Genomic DNA, 17760 nt, shown 5'->3' on the forward strand with positions numbered 1-17760 from the left:
AAGGCAGGAACTTTCTCAAAACGCTTGTCCAATCCCAATGTAAACTTGCACGTCTTCGCCGGCGTCATCGCCGCTCGCTTGGGTGCCAATATCCAAACGGATCGGACCTATTCCGGTTTCATAACGCAATCCGATACCTGCGCCGGCATGCCAGTCGCCATCTTCTAGAGGCAAATCAGTATCACCAATTTGCCCAACATCATAAAACCCAACCAATGATATTTTGTCGCGGACCCGATAACGTGCTTCTAACTGCGCGCCAGCAAATGATGTACCACCAGTGGTGACCGCCGTGCCGCCCACGACGCTATCAATCCCAAGTGATTTATACGGTTGCCCGCGCACCGTCCCGCCACCACCAGAATAAAACAGGTAGTCTGCAGGCGCCTGATCAATATCAGCGCCAACGATGCTCCCGAACTGCAAGCGCCCGGCGAAAGTCAGTTTTTGCTCTTCGCCAAAACTGTAATACCCACGCGCGTCACCGAACAAACGCAGCCCCTTTACATCAGCGCCTAGACTGACGAACGGCGTCGATGATACGTCAAGATAATATCCTGATTTCGCGTTCGTTTCGCTGTCGCGACGATCATATGTTGCGTCCAGCGGCAGGGTTAAAAGCGTGTATTCCCGCGCGCCAAGGTCGCTTTCTTCGCGTGCTGTTAGCAAGCCAACCCCAACCCGAACAGTTAAATCATCGCTTAAAATACGTGAAAAACCTGTCTCAACGGCAAATTTATCGATCAGGTAATCGGGTTCATCTTCGCGCGATAGCTCAGAGGTAAGAAAAAACTCTGTATCCGGGCCGAATGTTGCAGGCCGTGTAAAATTCCCGCGCAAGCTATAGTCGGTTCCGCCAGTCTCACCGTCGATACCTGCAACCTCGACATCAACACGCAATCTTTCGGCGCCGCCCAGCAGGTTACGGTGCAGCCAGAAAGATGAGACTGTCAGCCCCTCGATCGTCGACATCTCAAGCCCGAAGCCAAAGCGGCGGCGCTTAGATTCATCTAACTGAACGGTCATTGGCAAGACTGCACCGTCGCTTAGGTCATCCGCTTGGGTCACTGCCACGCTGTCGAACGTACCCGTGCGACGCAAGCGACGTTCGGCAGCGTCAATGTCAGACGGCGAATACACTTCGCCCGTTGGCAAACCCGCAATTTGGCGCACGCGATCCGCGCTTACCGTTTCGTTCCCTGTCACGGTTAAATCACCGAACCGAACCAAAGGTCCGGGATCAAGCGCAACAGCAACATCGAGTTTTTCATCGAAATGGCGTGCCGTGATACGTTGCGACGCCACGCGCGCCACCGCATACCCCTGATCGCGCCAGCTATTTACACCACCAGACACAGCCGACGATATCTGTCCTGATCGCGCAGGTTGGCGTGGCCCCAAATCCTGCGGAAGTTCAGCGCCCATTGGCAAGGGTGTTATCGAAACTTCGCCAAATGTGAACCGTGGCCCCGGCGATACATTGATCACGACTTTAGAAATACTTGAAGGCGCTGAAAGCGGCGCGATGCGCGATGCTTCTGTGCCATCTACAGTGATCGAGATTTGGCCAGCGTAATAGCCTTGCGCATATAGCGCCGTTAAAAGCCGACGATAGTCCGCCCGCGCTGCTGCGATGTAATCCTGCGGGACGGCCGTATCATCCAACGCACGCAGCAAAGATGCATCATCCAATGCGCCGCGCGCTTGTGCACTATTCAGACGCACATCCTGCGCTTGCGCGGCGCTTGCCGCACAAATGAAACCAAAAACGAGCCACTTCAAATCGGTCAATTGCTGCCCCCTACATTGGCTAACTGGTTCACTACGGATTGGTTCCCCTAGATACTAAACAAGCCTCGGTTGATTGACCATTCACATACGCGCAAGCAGTTTTCAGACGAACGGATCAGTGGGATATTGCACACCCGCAAGATAAAGCCCTTGTGGGGGGCAAACCGGTCCGCACCTAGACCGATCTGCGGCTTCAAGCGCGGACGTAACATCATCAGGGGTCCATGCACCCGCGCCGACCCGTTCCAACGTACCGACAAAGCTGCGTACTTGGTTATGAAGAAAAGACCGCGCGCGCACGTGAAATTGGTATTCGATGCCATTCGGGCGCTGGATTTCTTTGATCGTTAACTCATCTAACGTTTTGACTGGGCTTTTCGATTGGCAGATAGATGACCTAAATGTCGTAAAGTCATGCAGGCCAATTAGTCGGTCCGCACCAGCCTGCATCGCCGCAGCATCTAACTGACGGTTCACACGCCACAACTGGCCAGCCTCGAATGTTAGCGGCGCGCGCCGTGCAACAAGGCGGAACAGATACCGCCGTTCCAACGCACCAAAGCGCGCATGCCATTCGTCATCAACGCGCGCGCATTTCACGATCGCAATCGGATGCGGCTTTAGATGAAAGTTGATCGCCTCGGACAGTCGAAACGGGTCCCAATCGCGGCTCATATCACAATGTGCGACTTGTCCAGTAGCATGGACGCCAGCATCGGTACGGCCCGCAGCACCGATGGTATGTTCACCCGGTTCAATCTTAGCCAAAGCCGCCTCTATCGCGCCCTGCACTGAAGGCTGGTCATTCTGGCGCTGCCACCCCGAAAAGGGCGCACCGTGATATTCGATAAGAAGGGCAAAACGTGGCATTCACCCCGATTAGGGGGGAGAGTACATAAAATCAATCCCTACACATCCACCAGACACGGCCCTATCTTGGTCACAAGCATAGAAAGGGCCGCAATTGGTTATCGCAACTATCGCAAATCAGATCACACGTGCCGCGACCGAGGTAACTGATACGCTGACATCTCCGTTCGCTGATCCAGTGATCCGGCTTGGTGTGACTGGGCTTTCGCGCGCAGGCAAGACTGTGTTCATCACTTCGCTGGTCGCAAATCTGATGGATCGCGGGCGTATGCCCCAACTGGCGGCCGCTGCGAATGGCAGTATTCAAACGGCATATCTGCAACCGCAACCCGACGACACCATTCCCCGCTTTGCCTATGAAACGCATTTGGGGTGCCTGACCGCGCCGGCACCAAAATGGCCCGAAAGCACCAATCGGATCAGTGAACTACGCCTATCACTGCGCGTTCAACCAAGCGGACTGTTGTCTGGCTTATCCGGCCCACGGACTGTGCATATCGATATCGTCGATTATCCGGGGGAATGGTTGCTTGATTTGGCATTGCTAGATCAATCCTATGAAGAATGGTCTGCCGCAGCGCTTGCCCGTGCTGCAGGGCGACCGGGTGGCGACAGCTATTTACAGCTTTGCAATGGTACTGACGCGAATGCTGCGCTTGATGAACCAACGGCCCTACAACTTGCTGAGGTATTTACGACCCATCTGAACGAAAGCCGCGCGGCTGGATTTTCAGACTGCACTCCGGGACGGTTCATGTTGCCGGGTGAATTGGCAGGGTCACCCGTTTTGACGTTCGCACCACTGCCCGGCAGCGGCTTTTCTCGCAAATCACTGGGTCGCGAATTTGAGCGTCGCTTTGAGAGCTACAAGCGCAACATCGTGCGCCCGTTTTTCCGGGATCACTTTGCTAAGATTGATCGCCAAATTGTGCTGGTCGACGTTCTGGGTGCGATCCACGCAGGCCCCGCCGCGCTTGACGATCTGCGCGGTACGATGGCTGGCATCCTTAGTGCCTTCCGCCCCGGTCGAAACGCGTTCCTGACGCGGATATTCCAAGGACGCCGCGTTGAAAAAATCCTGTTCGCAGCAACCAAGGCAGACCACCTGCACCACAGCCAGCACCCGCAACTTACCGCTATAACCGAGGCCTTGTTACGCGAAGCCCGTGATCGCGCAGATTTCGCAGGTGCGAAGACCGCGGCCATGTCTATCGCATCTTTACGGACCACGGTCGAAGACACCCTCGATCACGATGGAAAGCAGTTGGACGTGGTGCGGGGGCGTTTGCTTGATACCGGGAAACAAGCGGCGTTTTATCCCGGAAAGCTGCCTGAAGACCCAGCGCATCTGCTATCACCTGCGCGTTCCGGCGCTGAAAAGTGGCTTGATGCCGATTACAGCGTGATGCGGTTCGCCCCTGCCCCACTGACCCTACGCCCCGGTGATGGGCCACCACATATTCGGCTCGATAAGGCCGTTCAATTCTTGTTGGGAGACAGGCTATGACAAACGGCCCCGTCCTGATCGACCTTGATGAAACCGAAACGGCCAAGCCTGACACGGCACCGCCAGTGCCTGACCTTGTGACAACCCCACAAGGCGCAGCGATGCAACAGGTCGCAGCGATCGCAGCACACAAACCATCGCGGCTGGCGCGTTGGTTTTGGTCAATCACCGTTTCGCTTGTTGGCTTTATCGTATCGCTCGCAGCATGGGATTACGTCAACGAATTGATAGCACGGTCCCCTATCTTAGGTGGAATCGCCACTGCATTGGTTGGCCTTTTGATCCTGGTCTTAGCCATCGTCGCATTACGAGAGCTAGCAGCGTTTGGGCGGTTAAAAAGGCTGGACACAATCCAACGACAAGCGGCAGACGCGCTTAACAGTGGTGACCTAAAATCAGCGCGCGCGGTCGTCGCCGCGGTTGATAAATTATACGCGCACCGCGATGACACGGCATGGGGACGTTCGGAACTTAAATCACGCGGCGCGGACGTGCTTGATGCGGATGGTTTGATCGGTCTTGCCGAAAACACATTGCTTGCCCCGCTAGATGCCCGCGCCCAGCGCGAGGTCGAAGCAGCGGCGCGTCAGGTTGCGACAGTCACAGCAATCGTTCCGCTTGCCTTGGCCGACTTATTTACGGCCCTAACCTCGAACCTGCGCATGATCCGCCGCATCGCCGAGATTTATGGTGGCAGGGCAGGCACATTGGGAAGCTGGCGACTGACTCGCTCTGTCTTGACGCATCTTGTTGCTACAGGCGCGGTTGCTGTGGGTGATGATCTGATTGGATCGGTCGCCGGCGGAGGTGTTTTATCAAAAGTATCGCGCCGGTTTGGTGAAGGCGTTATCAACGGCGCCCTCACCGCACGCGTCGGCGTCGCCGCGATCGAGGTCTGCCGACCACTGCCGTTCCAGACGACCCAACGACCGTCGGTCACGGCACTAGTGCGCCGCGCGCTGACAGGGTTATTCGGAAAAGGATAGCTCTAACGAAAACGAGGCGCAGGACCAATTGGAAGCGGACCGATCGACATCGTGCCGCCCCTAAACACCAATGGCAGCTCAAGCGCGCCGCCACCCAAAGCCATCGTCGAAGCAACATTCATAACCGTCGTTTCAACACCGGAATCGATCACGCCGGCGGCGACCATCATTTCAATCATCTCACGCCACTGTTCTGATCGAAAAGTGATGCGCCCGTCTAGAATTCCCTGCCTGTCGATATCAAAACCACCCTGCGCTTGAACCGTGACCGTGCCCCAGCGAATGGTAAAATTACGCAGTGTAAAATTGGTCGCAACCGGTGCCGGCCCCAGACCATCAAAAACATGACGATCAAGAGGCTGATCAAAAGTAATTGCGCTATCCTGAACCACATGCGTTAATACAGGGCCCAATGCAGCCGACGGATCAATTTGCGCTACAATCTCCCGAGGTAATACGATCCCATCGGCTTCGAAATACGCATCATAGCGATTTTCAGCAGATGGCTGCGTACGAAAGGCACCTAGTGCACGGTCCCAGCTTATCTGCCAACCTAAATCCGATTTTGCGGTCAACGGCCCGACCTCAATCGTAGCGTCATCAAAGCTTAGGTCTGCATTCGGGGCGACCCCGGCGCTTGCTCGCAGACCATCAGTATTAAGCGTGATCACCTGCCCCGCAACCGTAAACTGTTGTTCATCCGGGAATGCCGCGATCACACGATTAGGCTGATAGCTAAGCGCAAAAACCTGAAGGAACGGCGCCTGCCAACGCCATTGTGAATCGATTGGTGACACGGACAATTCCGTGACCGTCGTATCAAATCGCGACGGAAAACCAATTGTGTTCAAATCTGCATAAGAGATGTCCCAACCATCGTCTTGGGCTTGGCTGATTGCCGATATAGCACCGCGTTCCACAGCGCGGGATCCGACGAGCCAATAAATGCTATAAAGCGCGGCAAGAAAGATGACGAAATAGGTTAAACGCCGCATATCGGAGCCTCAGGGTAGTTGTTTGCGGCAGACTAACAACACTCAGCTTGAGGCGCGAGCACTACTTCTTTTCTGCGGCTCTTACGTTCACGGCCAAGCGATCCAAGATGTCGTCCACATCCGGGAAACGCTCATGAGAGGTTACATCATCATTACGGCCAAGCTGGGAAACAGTTTCATCAGCCGAATGCTCTTCTAGCAAAGCAAAATATTGTCCCGTTTTTCGATCGTCTGCCATTTTACGTCCCTTTGCACAAAGCCCTGCTCGCCTCTACGCATGTGTTAATACAATCTTAACACCTCGATGATTGCGCAAACAAATTCTCAAAAACAATGGGTTAATAGACATAAACACCCAAATCTATCGATCGGACGCAGACGAATACCCACAATTTTGAGAAATTTTACTTCAAATACAGAGCACTAGATAAAACTGTGTCACCGATAAACAGAATACCAACAAGCAATATGCTGTAATTTTACAACACCCACCCTCACGCACTACGGTAAGCCACAATGCCAACACACTTTATGCGTGTATTTTGAATTCTGCAATCATCGAATCTTGCAATCAGAGGATTACCTTACGTCACACCACAACAACCCATCGATCAAAGCGTGACGGAACACAAAATCATTAACAGCAAGTGTCTTAGCCATACACCAGACCATTCATAGCGCCCGACAGATCATACCGCGACCACTCTGCTCAAGCACCTATGTGCGAAATATCACAGACTTTTTTCGACGAACAGCACACCATATTACACGGCGTCTTTGCTTCGTTAGTGACCATAAATTGGAGTCCCGCATTCCTATGGAACCTTTACTGGGACAAGTGATCCTTTTCAGCGGAAATTTCGCGCCGCGCGGCTGGGCATTTTGTGACGGGCAAATGTTAGATATTAAATCAAACGAAGCGCTTTTTGCCATCCTCGGTACGACCTACGGCGGCGACGGACATACACAGTTCAGGCTACCTGACCTGCGAGGCCGCGTTCCTATGCACTCAGGGACCGGTCCATCTCTTACTTCACGCAAGGTGGGCGACAAAACGGGATCAGAGCGCAGCCTAGGGTTTATTCCCGAACATCAATCTCTACTTTATAGTTTAAAAATGCTGTCCGAGGCCCCAAACACCTGTAGCACCGGCGCAACAGATGACAACATGCAGCCCACACTTTGCATCAACTACATCATTGCAATTGCTGGGGAATTCCCCAAACGAAAATAGCACCGGACAAAAATTTCTATCCGTTTGGTAAAAAAACCTCAATCTGTGTCCAAACGCACAATCACCTACCTTTGTCCGAACTACGCTGAACAAGACTATGAGCCCCTCCTCCTGTGAACACAGCTTAAAGGCACACACAATGTTCAACTTAGCCCCTGTCATTCCGTCACGTAGCGATCTCGATTGGTGTTGGTATCTGCGCCGTCACGGGTATGCGGGGGATGCGCTTGAGCGTGTGTTGCACGATATCGGCGTGATGGAGCCCAACGGCTGGGCGCATTGGCACCCCAGCACATTAACAGACACAGGCGCACCAGTCGCCGTCGAATTTTCAGCTGACGACAAAGCGCTCGCTCTTACAACCGAAGTTGACAACCCCGCCGTCGCCCCAGCAACCCGCCTTGCCAAAGCGTATAAAATAATCGCTGATTTAGGCGGCACCGGACCCAGCATCCAGCTTCGCGAAGTCATCAGCGCAGCCCAAGGGCTATCTGCGCTGGAATATGGCGCACGGCTGAGGCTTCGCCATGACGGAAAAAAACTGGGTATAACGCTATTGGCGGAAATCCCTGCGTCAGCTTCGGACTTGTCCCCACTCATGTCCGAAACTCCGTTTTCCCTAATTTTGCAGGACTATGACCCATCAGCACGCGCAACGATGTTGGCCTATGATACACTGACACAACAGGTCACCATTCACTGCGAGGCAGACAACGTTCAACGGACAATTCTTCCCGCGCTTTGCATGCCCGCGCAGGTGTCGCCTGATGTGTTATCCATGTCGATAGATGGCATGATAAGCTGTCCGCCACAGATCGCGTTTCCAACACGCACTTTAGGCTTTAGTTACACGATGGGCAGCGCTGGCACGTTACCAATCTTATCGCTGTCCTTTAGCTCTAAAGAGCTATTCAAAGACGATACGACCATTGAAAAGCGCGTTCGTACTTGCGGCGGTAATAAACTACCCAGTTATAAGGCGTTGCTTGAGCACTTGCCGACAGCTGCGGTCGGGAAAACCCATCACGGCAACTTTCAAATGAAAGCCCGACAGAACGCAGCGCCAGTTTTATCCATTAGCGTCGCAGCACCGTGGCATAGCTACGAATAGATTCCGTGACATTAAAAATACAAAAAAGGCTGCCATACTGCTTGGCAGCCTTTTTTTGGGTCAAATTGATTTTTATTACATTAACGGCCGCACAATAGTTTAATTATATTTAAAATTATAACGCATTAAATAAAATAACCCGGAGACATTAGATGGTCCGCAAAAAGAAAATTGCCATAATCGGCGGCGGCGTCGGCGCAATTACATCTGCGTATGCGATTACACAGCTACCCAATTGGCAAGATGAATACGACATCACACTTTATCAACTTGGATGGCGTCTTGGTGGCAAAGGCGCAAGTGGCCGCAATATGGATCACGCGGCACGTATCGAAGAACACGGACTACATATCTGGGCTGGTTTCTATGAAAACGGCTTTAGACTGATGCGCGATTGCTATGACCAGCTAAACAGTACCGGACTACGCAGCCCTGACGCCCCTTTGGGAACAATCGAAAAAGCCTTTACCGGTCTTAACCGTTTTTTACTGGCCGAAGAAATTGAAACAGATGGCAAGAAAACAATCCATCCATGGTTAATTGAATTCGAACCCAATGGGCAAACGCCAGGGACCGGTGGGGTTCTTCCCACACCTTTTTCTTACTTTCAGGAATTACTGGAATCGGTTGTCAATTTCATTGAAAAGATTCTCGAGGAAATTGAAAAAGGTAAATCATACGTCACGCCCGACCGCTTCAACCCCGCGCTAAAACGCAAAGGCATGACCACACAGCAACGTTCGCCGCTGCATCAGATGCGCGACTACGCGCATTCAATGCCAAAGAACGCCAAACAGCACACGCAAAGCGATTTGATGGTGCTTGCCGATATGGCACGCCATGCACAGAACTGGCTCGCAACTGACAAAGACATCAACGGCGTTTTGTCCGACGAGGCCCGCCGCTTTAAATACATCATTGATCTGTCGCTCGCTTTTTTTCGTGGCACAATCGACAACGGTCTATTTTTGCATGGCTTCGATGCGATCGACGATCACGAAATTAGCCAATGGTTGCTTGACTATGGTGCAAGCGATGAAGCGGTCTATTCAGCTGTTTTTCGTGGCTGCTATGATTACGTGTTCGGCTACCCGGGAGGTATGACGGACCACCGAAGCGTTGGTGCAGGCACCGCAATCCGGGGTTTGCTACGTCTCGCGTTCAGTTACAAAGGATCGTTGTTTTACAAAATGATGGCTGGGATGGGGGACACGATCTTTGGTCCTTACTATCAGATACTCAAACATCGCGGCGTAAAATTCAAATTCTTCAATGCGGCGACTCATCTGGCACTGGACGACAGCAAATCATGCGTCGACAGAATAGATATGGTCGAACAGGCCGTGGTCAACAGCGGCGACTATGACCCATTTGTTCCGGTTAAGGGCTTGCCTTGTTGGCCATCGAAACCGTTATGGGGACAGCTTAAGAATGGTGCTGAATTGGAAGCATCTGGTATCGATTTCGAATGCGAAAAAGAACCACCAACAGGTACGCCTTACAGCCTGAAACGCGGCACAGATTTCGACGAAGTCATTCTTGGCGCGTCATTAGGTTCGCTCCCCTATATGGCGTCCGAACTTATCGCGGCCAGCAACCGTTGGAAAATGATGTTGGATAAGGTGCAAACCGTCGCGACGCAGGCCGCACAGTTTTGGGTCGACAATACCGCTGCTGAAATGGGTTGGAACGATGTCGTCGCCAAACACAATATCGGTGGTATTCCTGCAGATCTAAAAACCGTCATTACCAGCTTTATTGAACCACTTGATACTTGGGCCGATATGTCAGACCTGATTGGCCGCGAAGACTGGACTGCGCCCGGTCCTGCGTCGATCGCGTATTTCTGTAGCCCTGCAAAAAATGCGGGCGTTGACCCCATCCCATTCGAAGATCGTGTAATGGATTGGGCCAACAACGCCCTACTTCAAATGTGGCCGAAGGCAGAAAAGAATGGCAAATTTGATCTAGACCTACTGCATTCTGAAAAAGCCGACACCGGCCCCGGTAAATTCAAGTCACAGTATTTTCGTCAAAACTTTTATGGGTCTGAACGGTATGTGTTATCAGTCCCCGGCAGCGTGCAGTATCGCCTACCTCCGGATGGTACCGGGTTTGAAAACCTTTATGTCGCGGGCGATTGGACACGTTGCGGTATTAACGCTGGCTGCGTTGAAGCCGCGACAATCTCTGGTCTAGCGGCAGCGCGTGGTCTTACCGGCGCGGATATCGAAATTGTCGGCGAAGGTGATCTTATCATTGATAATGGCCCTGGTGACGCGACCCGACTTGCCAGCCCATACGCCCAAAATGCGAACTGGCCGTTAACACCATTTTTTGGGGTCGGTGAATTGGATGGTTTCTTTAGCTTCCACGCCGTCGACGCAACTACACTTCAAAATACATTGCCCAAGGGCATGACATTGCACCCCCAAGCCACCACCCCCGAAGGAACACATCCTATTTCCATCCTTGCCAATCAGCAAATTGGTGTGCGGCCGACAATCCTGCCTCGCCTACTTGGTTTTCGAAATTACAACGAGGCGATTATCGCAATCAATGACGTTCAAGTTGAAGGTCACGATGGTGTCTTTGCATATCTTCCCAACCTTTACCTGAATAGCAATCTGCCGCGGCTCGCCGGAGTGTGGTTTTACGGTTACAATAAAAAACTTGGTAAACTCAGCATGGGCAACGACCATTACACGGTTGCAACCGAACAAGGATCGCCAATTTGGTCGGCAAGATATGCCCAACGCGACATGCCATGTCCGTTAACTAACTACGGCGCGCTTGGCGATGTGGCCCGCCGCGTCAATCAGGTCGTAGTAACCCTAAATAAATGGGGAAAATGGCAATTTTCAAACCTCGATTTTGGCTTAACATCCGCCCAAGCGGCTGGTGTACATGCCCAAGTCGACGTTCAAAATGCACAACTTGCTAACCTTCCGGCGGGAAAAATGATCTCGCAACCGCTTCAGATAAATGCAGGAGATAACGGCGCGCAATCTGCGTTGCCCGGCGCATTCCGCATATGGACCAGTTGGACGCTGTCAAACCCATTCGACAGCGGGCGCATTGCACGCTTGGAAGCGGCAAGAAACCGCCTATAGTAACTTCCGTGGGCACGGGAGCGCGGCATGAACCACTCGGAACGACCCCCTGCTTCGGTTGGCAAGGGCGAACGAAAACAAGTCACTGCGGTGTTTATTGACGTCGTAGGCTTTAGTGACATCGCAAGCACTGCCGACGCCGAAGATCTCGAACAATGGCTTGAAGAATTTTATGCTCAATCGCGATCTATCGTCGAAGAACACGGTGGCGAAGTAACCGAATACTTAGGCGATGGCGTTGTCGCTCTTTTCGGTCTCGAACATGCCGACGAACTTACGGCATCAAAGGCAGTAAACGCTGCACTTGCCGCAGTCAAAACTATTGATGCCGAATATAGGGACGGTGGTGACATCCAGCTACGTGCAGGCGTCGCCACTGGCGAAGTTGCAGTACGCCGTCGAAACGCTGGCAACCTGCCGCGCGCGACCGGTATGGTCACCACGCTCGCCCAACGTATCCAAGAACGTGCAGCCCCTAGCAGTGTCATGATTGCCCAAAGTACAAAGGATCTCCTTCGGGGAATCTTTGTCGTAAAGGCTATTCCGGACCAAAGGCTAAAGGGGTTTTCCGAAACCCAAACGCTTTACCAACCGACAGTGGCAATCGCGCGACCCGATAATCAACTGCAGCCATTTTTTGTCGGCCGTACAAATGAACTTAGCCGCATCGCAAACAGCAACCAACCGAGCCTTGTCATTGGCCCAGCGGGTATCGGGAAAACCTCACTTTGCCGCCATGTCGCACAATCCGCATCGCGCATTGCAACATTTAACGCAAACGGGGTGCATACGCGCGCCAGCTATCAGCCCTTCAAAGATTGGATTACAATACAAACGGGCAAATCCCTGCCCGAACTTTCAGATATTCAACGGTGCTTTGGCCCCTTTGGGCTATCTACCGATGCGCAACGCGCCTTAGCGCTGGTGCTAGGGCTTTCGGATGGGCAGCGATTGCTGGCAGAAAAATCTAGTGTCGCACTGAAAGCACTTATTGAAGATTCAATTTGGCAGGCGATCCAAGTCATCCAACCGGACGGCATCTTAGTCTTTGAAGACTTACACTGGCTAGACAACGCGAGCTTTGGCGTTCTCGTCAACATTTTGCAAAGCGCCGAAGTGGGCCAGTACCAAATTTTGATGACAAGCCGAGAAGACACAAAGATCGGCAAATACCTAGACAATTTACCGATATCCTTGATCCCGCTAGATGCGTTGGATCACGTCGAAGCCTCAAATATGCTTGATGCGCTCGCCACGGGGAAAACGCAGGCAAAAAATCGCGAAGCCTTGATCGAAAAAGCAGCTGGGGTTCCGCTGTTTTTAGAACAGCTCTTTCAACGATCCTTGTCAAACGATGACCAAGGCATTCCAGGATCGTTGATGGATCTTCTTGGCAGTCAAATCGACGCAACAGGTACGTCAAAGCCAGTGCTGCAATGCGCGTCTGTCATTGGGCGTAGTTTTAACATCGAAATGCTGCGTACAATCGCCAAAGATCACGAACCTCTAAAACCGCATTTATCAAGGGCCTGCGCGCGCGGGGTGCTAACAGAACAATCGGACGACAGCTGGACGTTTTCGCATGCTTTATTGCATCAAGCGGCCTACCACGGTTTACTGCGCCGTACGCGCGTTGATCTTCACAGCCAAATTGCATCACATCTGCAAGAAAACCATGCTGACGCTGTGCGACGGAACCCCGCAATCCTGACTGACCACCTCAGCCTTGCACAGCAACATGTGCCTGCAATTCAGAACTATCTTACTGTCAGTCAGTGGGCGTTGTTTCAGGGGGCATTCGAAGATGCCGAAGCACATATCCTTGCGGCAATTTCTTTGTGCTCTCAGGCGCCCATTGACGTCGATGTACATGATCTGAAAATTGCGTGCTATACAGCGCTTGCGTCAATCCGCGTCCAACTGGGCGGCTATATGACACCCACTGTAAAAGAAGCCTTTGAAGCAGTGTCGGAACTGGCATCCACACAACAAGGCTATTCCGCTGCGAACGGGCCAGCGTTTTGCGGTATGTTTTCTCACGCGATTATCTCAGGGGATCGAACCGGAGCAGATCAATTTTGCGAGCTACTTTTGGAAACCGCAGCACAGGTTCCGATATCCGAGACAAACGGAGAAGTACAACTCGCCGCACTCAACGTCGAAGCATGTTTGCATTGCTACAGCGGTAATTTCGAACGGCTGTTCGTCGAATTTGCCAAGCTGCGCGACTTATACGACATCAACAAACATGGTGCGATGATCACGCAATACGGTGTCGATCCATTTGCGGCGACGCAAATGTTTGACAGCGTTGGCCGTTCAATTGTTGGCGATACCCATTTAATTCATGATCTTGTTACGGAATCTGACGCCCATCAAGACCTGTTAAATATTCCCGTCATGCTTCCATATTCGTTAATCTGGGGCTCTGTTCCGCTATTTTACGCTGGCGATGTCACAACGGCCGTAGCGCGAGTAAAGCAAGGGATTGAAGCCGCCCACGAACAAGGTGCTGCATTTTGGCAGGTGACAGGTGCGGCGTGGCTGAACGTAATGGACCCGTCCCAAAGCAGCACCAAAGATGGCTTGGCCGCATTTGGTCAGGTGCTGAACACCCATGAAATGAGCGGCGCTCGGGTCGGCTTACCGTATTTCCGGTCACATTATGCGATGGCACTAGCACAGCAGGCTGAGGTCGACGCCGCACTGCAAGAATCGATTTCAGCCGTCATCGAAAATGAGGCTTCTGGCCTAAATTGCTGGCTAGCCGAGGTGTTACGGCTTCATGCACAGGTCTGCATTAAGGCCGGGCAAACCGAAGCCGCAACCGCCGCCTTTGCGAAATCCGCTCATATTGCGACATCACAAAACGCGCGCTTATGGCTTATCCGCACACGTCTTGATCAAATCAAAGCTGGGTTCATTACAAAAACCGAATTAGCCCAAGCTGTCGAAATGTTTCATGCAAACGCAACGCCGCCAGAAATTATCGCGGCAAAAGAGATACTGGCAGGCATATGACCGTTGAAGAACTGCTTAGTTTTAATCTGCCGCTGTTTTCTGGAATAACCGCTGATGATTTGTCCGGAATTCCGATATCCGTAACTGAAAAAACTTTCAGCGATTGGCAGACGATTTTTGATCAAGATGACAGTTCTTACGATTTATACTTCTTGCTGAATGGATCATTGCTGGCTGTTTACTGGACGACCGAAGGCCGCGAAATTGTGTTTTCACGTTTTCCAGTTGGCGCATATTTCGGAGAACTCGCGGCCCTAGATGGCAAAAGCCGATCACTTGCTGTTGTGTCGAAAACAGAGACAAGGGTGCTCATTCTAAAGCGTGAGTGTTTTCTACAGCTCTTTAATGAGGTCCCTAAAGTTCGCAGCAGGATCACCCAACAGCTTGTGGAACGCATTCGGATTTTAACCGAACGTAACATGGAAATGACCACATTGTCTGTCGAACAACGTGTCGGCACCTATTTGTTCCGCTTGGCCGCAGAACACGGCAAATTAGCGGCAGGTGCGGTCATTGAAAATGCACCAACGCACGCTGAAATCGCCGGGACGATTGGCGCCAATCGCGAAATGGTTAGTCGATCAATCAGCAAATTATCTAGACTGGGCGTGATCAAGTCATCGCGGCAAAGGATCGAAATTCTCGATCCTGAAGGATTATCCAAAGAACTTTCTTAACGGTGCGTTAACGCACACAAGATACAAGCCACAACTGGTAGGCAGAAGCCAATATATTAATGAACGAGTACGGATTATGAGAATATTCAGCATGTTTGGGCCAGAAGGCGTTGTTGGGATGTTACTTGCGACTATTCTGATCTTGCAGCTCATTTTTGCCTAAAAAGAACAGTTTTAGTCACTATCAAAAAAACGCTTTGGCGAAGACCTACGTTTGAGCTACACAACCGTTAGACGACTACGAATCAAGGAGACTGCTTATGGAACGAAAGGATTTCATCCATCTCAGCTGGTAACCCAGCTAAGCAGCGCAGCTGTGCCATTGGCTCAGCGCATTTTTCTCCTAATACTTCAAAGATTTGTAGATCGGATAGCACATGCATCCCCCGTTTTATGTCGTCGACCACAAGGTCGGCCCTGAAATTCATAACGATTATTCTGAGCGGCCAGCGAAGCGGCGCACGCAACCACAACGGTTGCAGATTTCACCTGCAGCAAGCGGCTGGCCCCCTGTGCCTTTCCTCCCCGAGATTGACATAAATCCGCAGATGATCCGGCTCCCTAGTGGGATGTTAGTCGCGGCAAAGCCACGGCTGCAGCTTGTTCCACCTCCGCAACGTAGCTTGCGTCACGTTATTGGCCGCTGGTTAATCAGGATTGGCCAACGCATGATATTAGAAAACCGCCCCGGGTAATTGACCCGGGGCGGCCAGTGATTACATTGCACACGTCACAACCCAAAGGAATACCGATGTTCTTTCGCTCTGCCGCGACCGTGATTTTTACAGCTCTCGGTTTTCCCGCCGCTGCCCTATGCGTCGGCGATAACTATCTAAATCAGCTCTCGGTCGAACAACATGCGCGGCTGGATGCCGCTGTTGCGGAAATTCCTTTTTCCCAAGGTTTGATTTGGGATGCCCATAAAGATGGCCATGACGTGAAAATCGTTGGCACGATGCACATCTACGATCCCCGCCTAGATGCATTATATGCAAAGCTGTCTGACGATGTCGTGAATGCCGACCTGATCCTTGTAGAAGCATCCCCTGAAGATCAGGCAGCCCTACAACAGCTTATGTCGACGGACCCCGGCCAGTTGTTCCTAACCGAAGGACCAACACTGCCAGAGCTTCTTGGTGATGAATCGTGGGAGTTACTATCGACTGCCGCCGCTGATCGAAACATTCCAAGCTTTATGATCGCTAAAATGCAGCCTTGGTATGCATCAATCGTTCTCGCCATACCCTCTTGCGCGATGGATGACATGATCGCAGGTAAACTTGGGCTGGATCACATGATCATGGGTGCCGCGACCGAAGCCAACATTCCAATACAATCACTGGAAGATTTTCAAACGATGTTCTCCATTTTTCAATCGGAGCCATTGGAAGAACAATTAGACATTCTGCGCATGAGCCTGATGATGCCAGACGTGCAACAACAGGTGTTCGTCGGTATGCTTGACCGTTATTTTGCCGAAGACATCGGAACCTTGTGGCAAATGTCGCGTATTGCGATGGACGATTTACCAGACATGGATACCGAAACCGCAACCCAGCTTTTTGACGAAACCCAAGAGGCAATGTTGGACGATCGCAACCGCAATTGGATTCCTGTGATTACCCAAGCTGCGGCCGAAAACGATAATATCGTTATCGCCGCTGGCGCCGCGCATTTGATCGGTGAAAACGGAATTCTTAGCCTATTACAGAACGAAGGCTGGACCATCACACGCGACGACTAATCGTCACCAAAGTCAGCAAGCCCCTTTTGGCCAGCTTTGGTTAGGCCATAGACCCCACGTTCGACACGTTCGAACCAACCATAGTGGTCATCTGCCATGATGCGGGTGGCCTGTGGGACTTCGGTCCATTCTTTGACTTTTGCGCCTTTGGATGGACCGTGGATTGCCAGAAAGCGCGCGCAGCGTACGGCGTCTTGGCGGTATCCAGTGACGATTCCATGGCGCGTCGCACCACCGGAGTTCGGATCACCCTGCAACCGATCAAAGGCGCGTACTAATCGTGTGTGCTTCTTTTTAGATTTTCGGGGGGTGTATGGCGCAGGATCGGCAAGCACCTCTACAAATCCGTCACGCTCGCGGACCGTCATAACGCCTAGCCCGACGCGGCGGGCCAGTTTGACGTTGGCCTTGAGAGCTTTTGCACGCCCACCAGCAGGCACGGCGACATAAACGTGATCGGTGACAAGCAGCCGTTCGATCCCCTGATGAAACAGGGCTAGCGAAAATCCAAGCTTTAGCTCGACAACTACCAAATCATCGCCACGTCGCGCGACAACATCGGCTGCGCCGACTTCTCCCTTAACGTCATAGCCCTGCCGTTGCAGGTGGGCTTTGATTGGGGGATATAGATCGGCTTCGCGCAAATTGGTCTCCTACGCGGTCAAACAAAACGAAATCGGCCACGCAAGCAAGCCCCACCGCCACGACAGC

The 17760-nt window shown here is 52.2% G+C and carries 13 protein-coding genes; 8 read left to right on the plus strand and 5 right to left on the minus strand.

Features of this window, described 5'->3' with window-relative positions; all coding sequences use genetic code 11:
* Positions 1–15: 15 nt before the first annotated feature.
* Complete coding sequence (locus CYQ09_RS14305; protein ID WP_106746072.1) at positions 16–1791, minus strand: autotransporter assembly complex protein TamA; 1776 nt, start codon at positions 1789–1791, stop codon at positions 16–18.
* Between the two features lie 102 nt (positions 1792–1893).
* Positions 1894–2661: a tRNA pseudouridine(38-40) synthase TruA gene (truA, locus tag CYQ09_RS14310; RefSeq protein ID WP_106746073.1), complete on the minus strand. Its 768-nt coding sequence runs from the start codon at positions 2659–2661 to the stop codon at positions 1894–1896.
* A gap of 94 nt (positions 2662–2755) precedes the next feature.
* On the opposite strand from truA, the gene CYQ09_RS14315 reads away from it, so the two are divergent.
* Complete coding sequence (locus CYQ09_RS14315) at positions 2756–4168, plus strand: YcjX family protein (protein ID WP_106746074.1); 1413 nt, start codon at positions 2756–2758, stop codon at positions 4166–4168.
* Complete coding sequence (locus CYQ09_RS14320; RefSeq protein WP_106746075.1) at positions 4165–5154, plus strand: YcjF family protein; 990 nt, start codon at positions 4165–4167, stop codon at positions 5152–5154. Before CYQ09_RS14315 ends, CYQ09_RS14320 begins: the two co-directional genes overlap by 4 nt.
* 2 nt (positions 5155–5156) lie before the next feature.
* On the opposite strand, the gene CYQ09_RS14325 is transcribed toward CYQ09_RS14320, so the two are convergent.
* Together CYQ09_RS14325 and CYQ09_RS18360 are read right to left on the minus strand one after the other, a co-directional pair.
* Positions 5157–6149 (minus strand): DUF2125 domain-containing protein, encoded by a 993-nt coding sequence (locus CYQ09_RS14325; RefSeq protein WP_106746076.1) that lies wholly within the window; start codon positions 6147–6149, stop codon positions 5157–5159.
* A 61-nt stretch (positions 6150–6210) separates the two neighbouring features.
* Positions 6211–6387: a hypothetical protein gene (locus tag CYQ09_RS18360; protein ID WP_162617686.1), complete on the minus strand. Its 177-nt coding sequence runs from the start codon at positions 6385–6387 to the stop codon at positions 6211–6213.
* Between the two features lie 579 nt (positions 6388–6966).
* On the opposite strand from CYQ09_RS18360, the gene CYQ09_RS14330 reads away from it, so the two are divergent.
* From CYQ09_RS14330 to CYQ09_RS14360, 6 genes are all read left to right on the plus strand, one after another.
* Positions 6967–7383, plus strand: coding sequence for a phage tail protein (locus CYQ09_RS14330; RefSeq protein ID WP_106746077.1), 417 nt, complete (start codon positions 6967–6969; stop codon positions 7381–7383).
* A gap of 139 nt (positions 7384–7522) precedes the next feature.
* The gene (locus CYQ09_RS14335) at positions 7523–8494 is read left to right on the plus strand and encodes a hypothetical protein (RefSeq protein WP_106746078.1); all 972 of its coding nucleotides are present in this window, start codon (positions 7523–7525) and stop codon (positions 8492–8494) included.
* 152 nt (positions 8495–8646) lie between these two features.
* Positions 8647–11607, plus strand: coding sequence for an NAD(P)-binding protein (locus tag CYQ09_RS14340; protein WP_106746079.1), 2961 nt, complete (start codon positions 8647–8649; stop codon positions 11605–11607).
* A gap of 27 nt (positions 11608–11634) precedes the next feature.
* On the plus strand, positions 11635–14628 hold the full coding sequence (locus tag CYQ09_RS14345; RefSeq protein ID WP_106746080.1) for an ATP-binding protein: 2994 nt from the start codon (positions 11635–11637) through the stop codon (positions 14626–14628).
* Positions 14625–15305: a Crp/Fnr family transcriptional regulator gene (locus tag CYQ09_RS14350; protein ID WP_106746081.1), complete on the plus strand. Its 681-nt coding sequence runs from the start codon at positions 14625–14627 to the stop codon at positions 15303–15305. Before CYQ09_RS14345 ends, CYQ09_RS14350 begins: the two co-directional genes overlap by 4 nt.
* 751 nt (positions 15306–16056) lie before the next feature.
* Positions 16057–17049, plus strand: coding sequence for a TraB/GumN family protein (locus tag CYQ09_RS14360; protein WP_106746083.1), 993 nt, complete (start codon positions 16057–16059; stop codon positions 17047–17049).
* On the opposite strand, the gene CYQ09_RS14365 is transcribed toward CYQ09_RS14360, so the two are convergent.
* Positions 17046–17693, minus strand: a complete 648-nt coding sequence (locus CYQ09_RS14365; protein WP_106746084.1) for a DUF2161 domain-containing phosphodiesterase — start codon at positions 17691–17693, stop codon at positions 17046–17048. The genes CYQ09_RS14360 and CYQ09_RS14365 overlap by 4 nt on opposite strands.
* Positions 17694–17760 lie beyond the last annotated feature (67 nt).

Source organism: Yoonia maritima, assembly GCF_002933395.1.
In the GTDB taxonomy this organism is placed as follows: Bacteria; Pseudomonadota; Alphaproteobacteria; order Rhodobacterales; family Rhodobacteraceae; genus Yoonia; species Yoonia maritima_A.

Excerpts from the sequence above, each read along its gene's own strand:
- truA (WP_106746073.1), bottom strand. The coding sequence starts at position 2,661 with ATGCCACGTTTTGCCCTTCTTATCGAATATCACGGTGCGCCCTTTTCG.
- CYQ09_RS14320 (WP_106746075.1), top strand. The coding sequence starts at position 4,165 with ATGACAAACGGCCCCGTCCTGATCGACCTTGATGAAACCGAAACGGCC.
- CYQ09_RS14325 (WP_106746076.1), bottom strand. The coding sequence starts at position 6,149 with ATGCGGCGTTTAACCTATTTCGTCATCTTTCTTGCCGCGCTTTATAGC.
- CYQ09_RS18360 (WP_162617686.1), bottom strand. The coding sequence starts at position 6,387 with ATGGCAGACGATCGAAAAACGGGACAATATTTTGCTTTGCTAGAAGAG.
- CYQ09_RS14330 (WP_106746077.1), top strand. The coding sequence starts at position 6,967 with ATGGAACCTTTACTGGGACAAGTGATCCTTTTCAGCGGAAATTTCGCG.
- CYQ09_RS14335 (WP_106746078.1), top strand. The coding sequence starts at position 7,523 with ATGTTCAACTTAGCCCCTGTCATTCCGTCACGTAGCGATCTCGATTGG.
- CYQ09_RS14340 (WP_106746079.1), top strand. The coding sequence starts at position 8,647 with ATGGTCCGCAAAAAGAAAATTGCCATAATCGGCGGCGGCGTCGGCGCA.
- CYQ09_RS14345 (WP_106746080.1), top strand. The coding sequence starts at position 11,635 with ATGAACCACTCGGAACGACCCCCTGCTTCGGTTGGCAAGGGCGAACGA.
- CYQ09_RS14350 (WP_106746081.1), top strand. The coding sequence starts at position 14,625 with ATGACCGTTGAAGAACTGCTTAGTTTTAATCTGCCGCTGTTTTCTGGA.
- CYQ09_RS14360 (WP_106746083.1), top strand. The coding sequence starts at position 16,057 with ATGTTCTTTCGCTCTGCCGCGACCGTGATTTTTACAGCTCTCGGTTTT.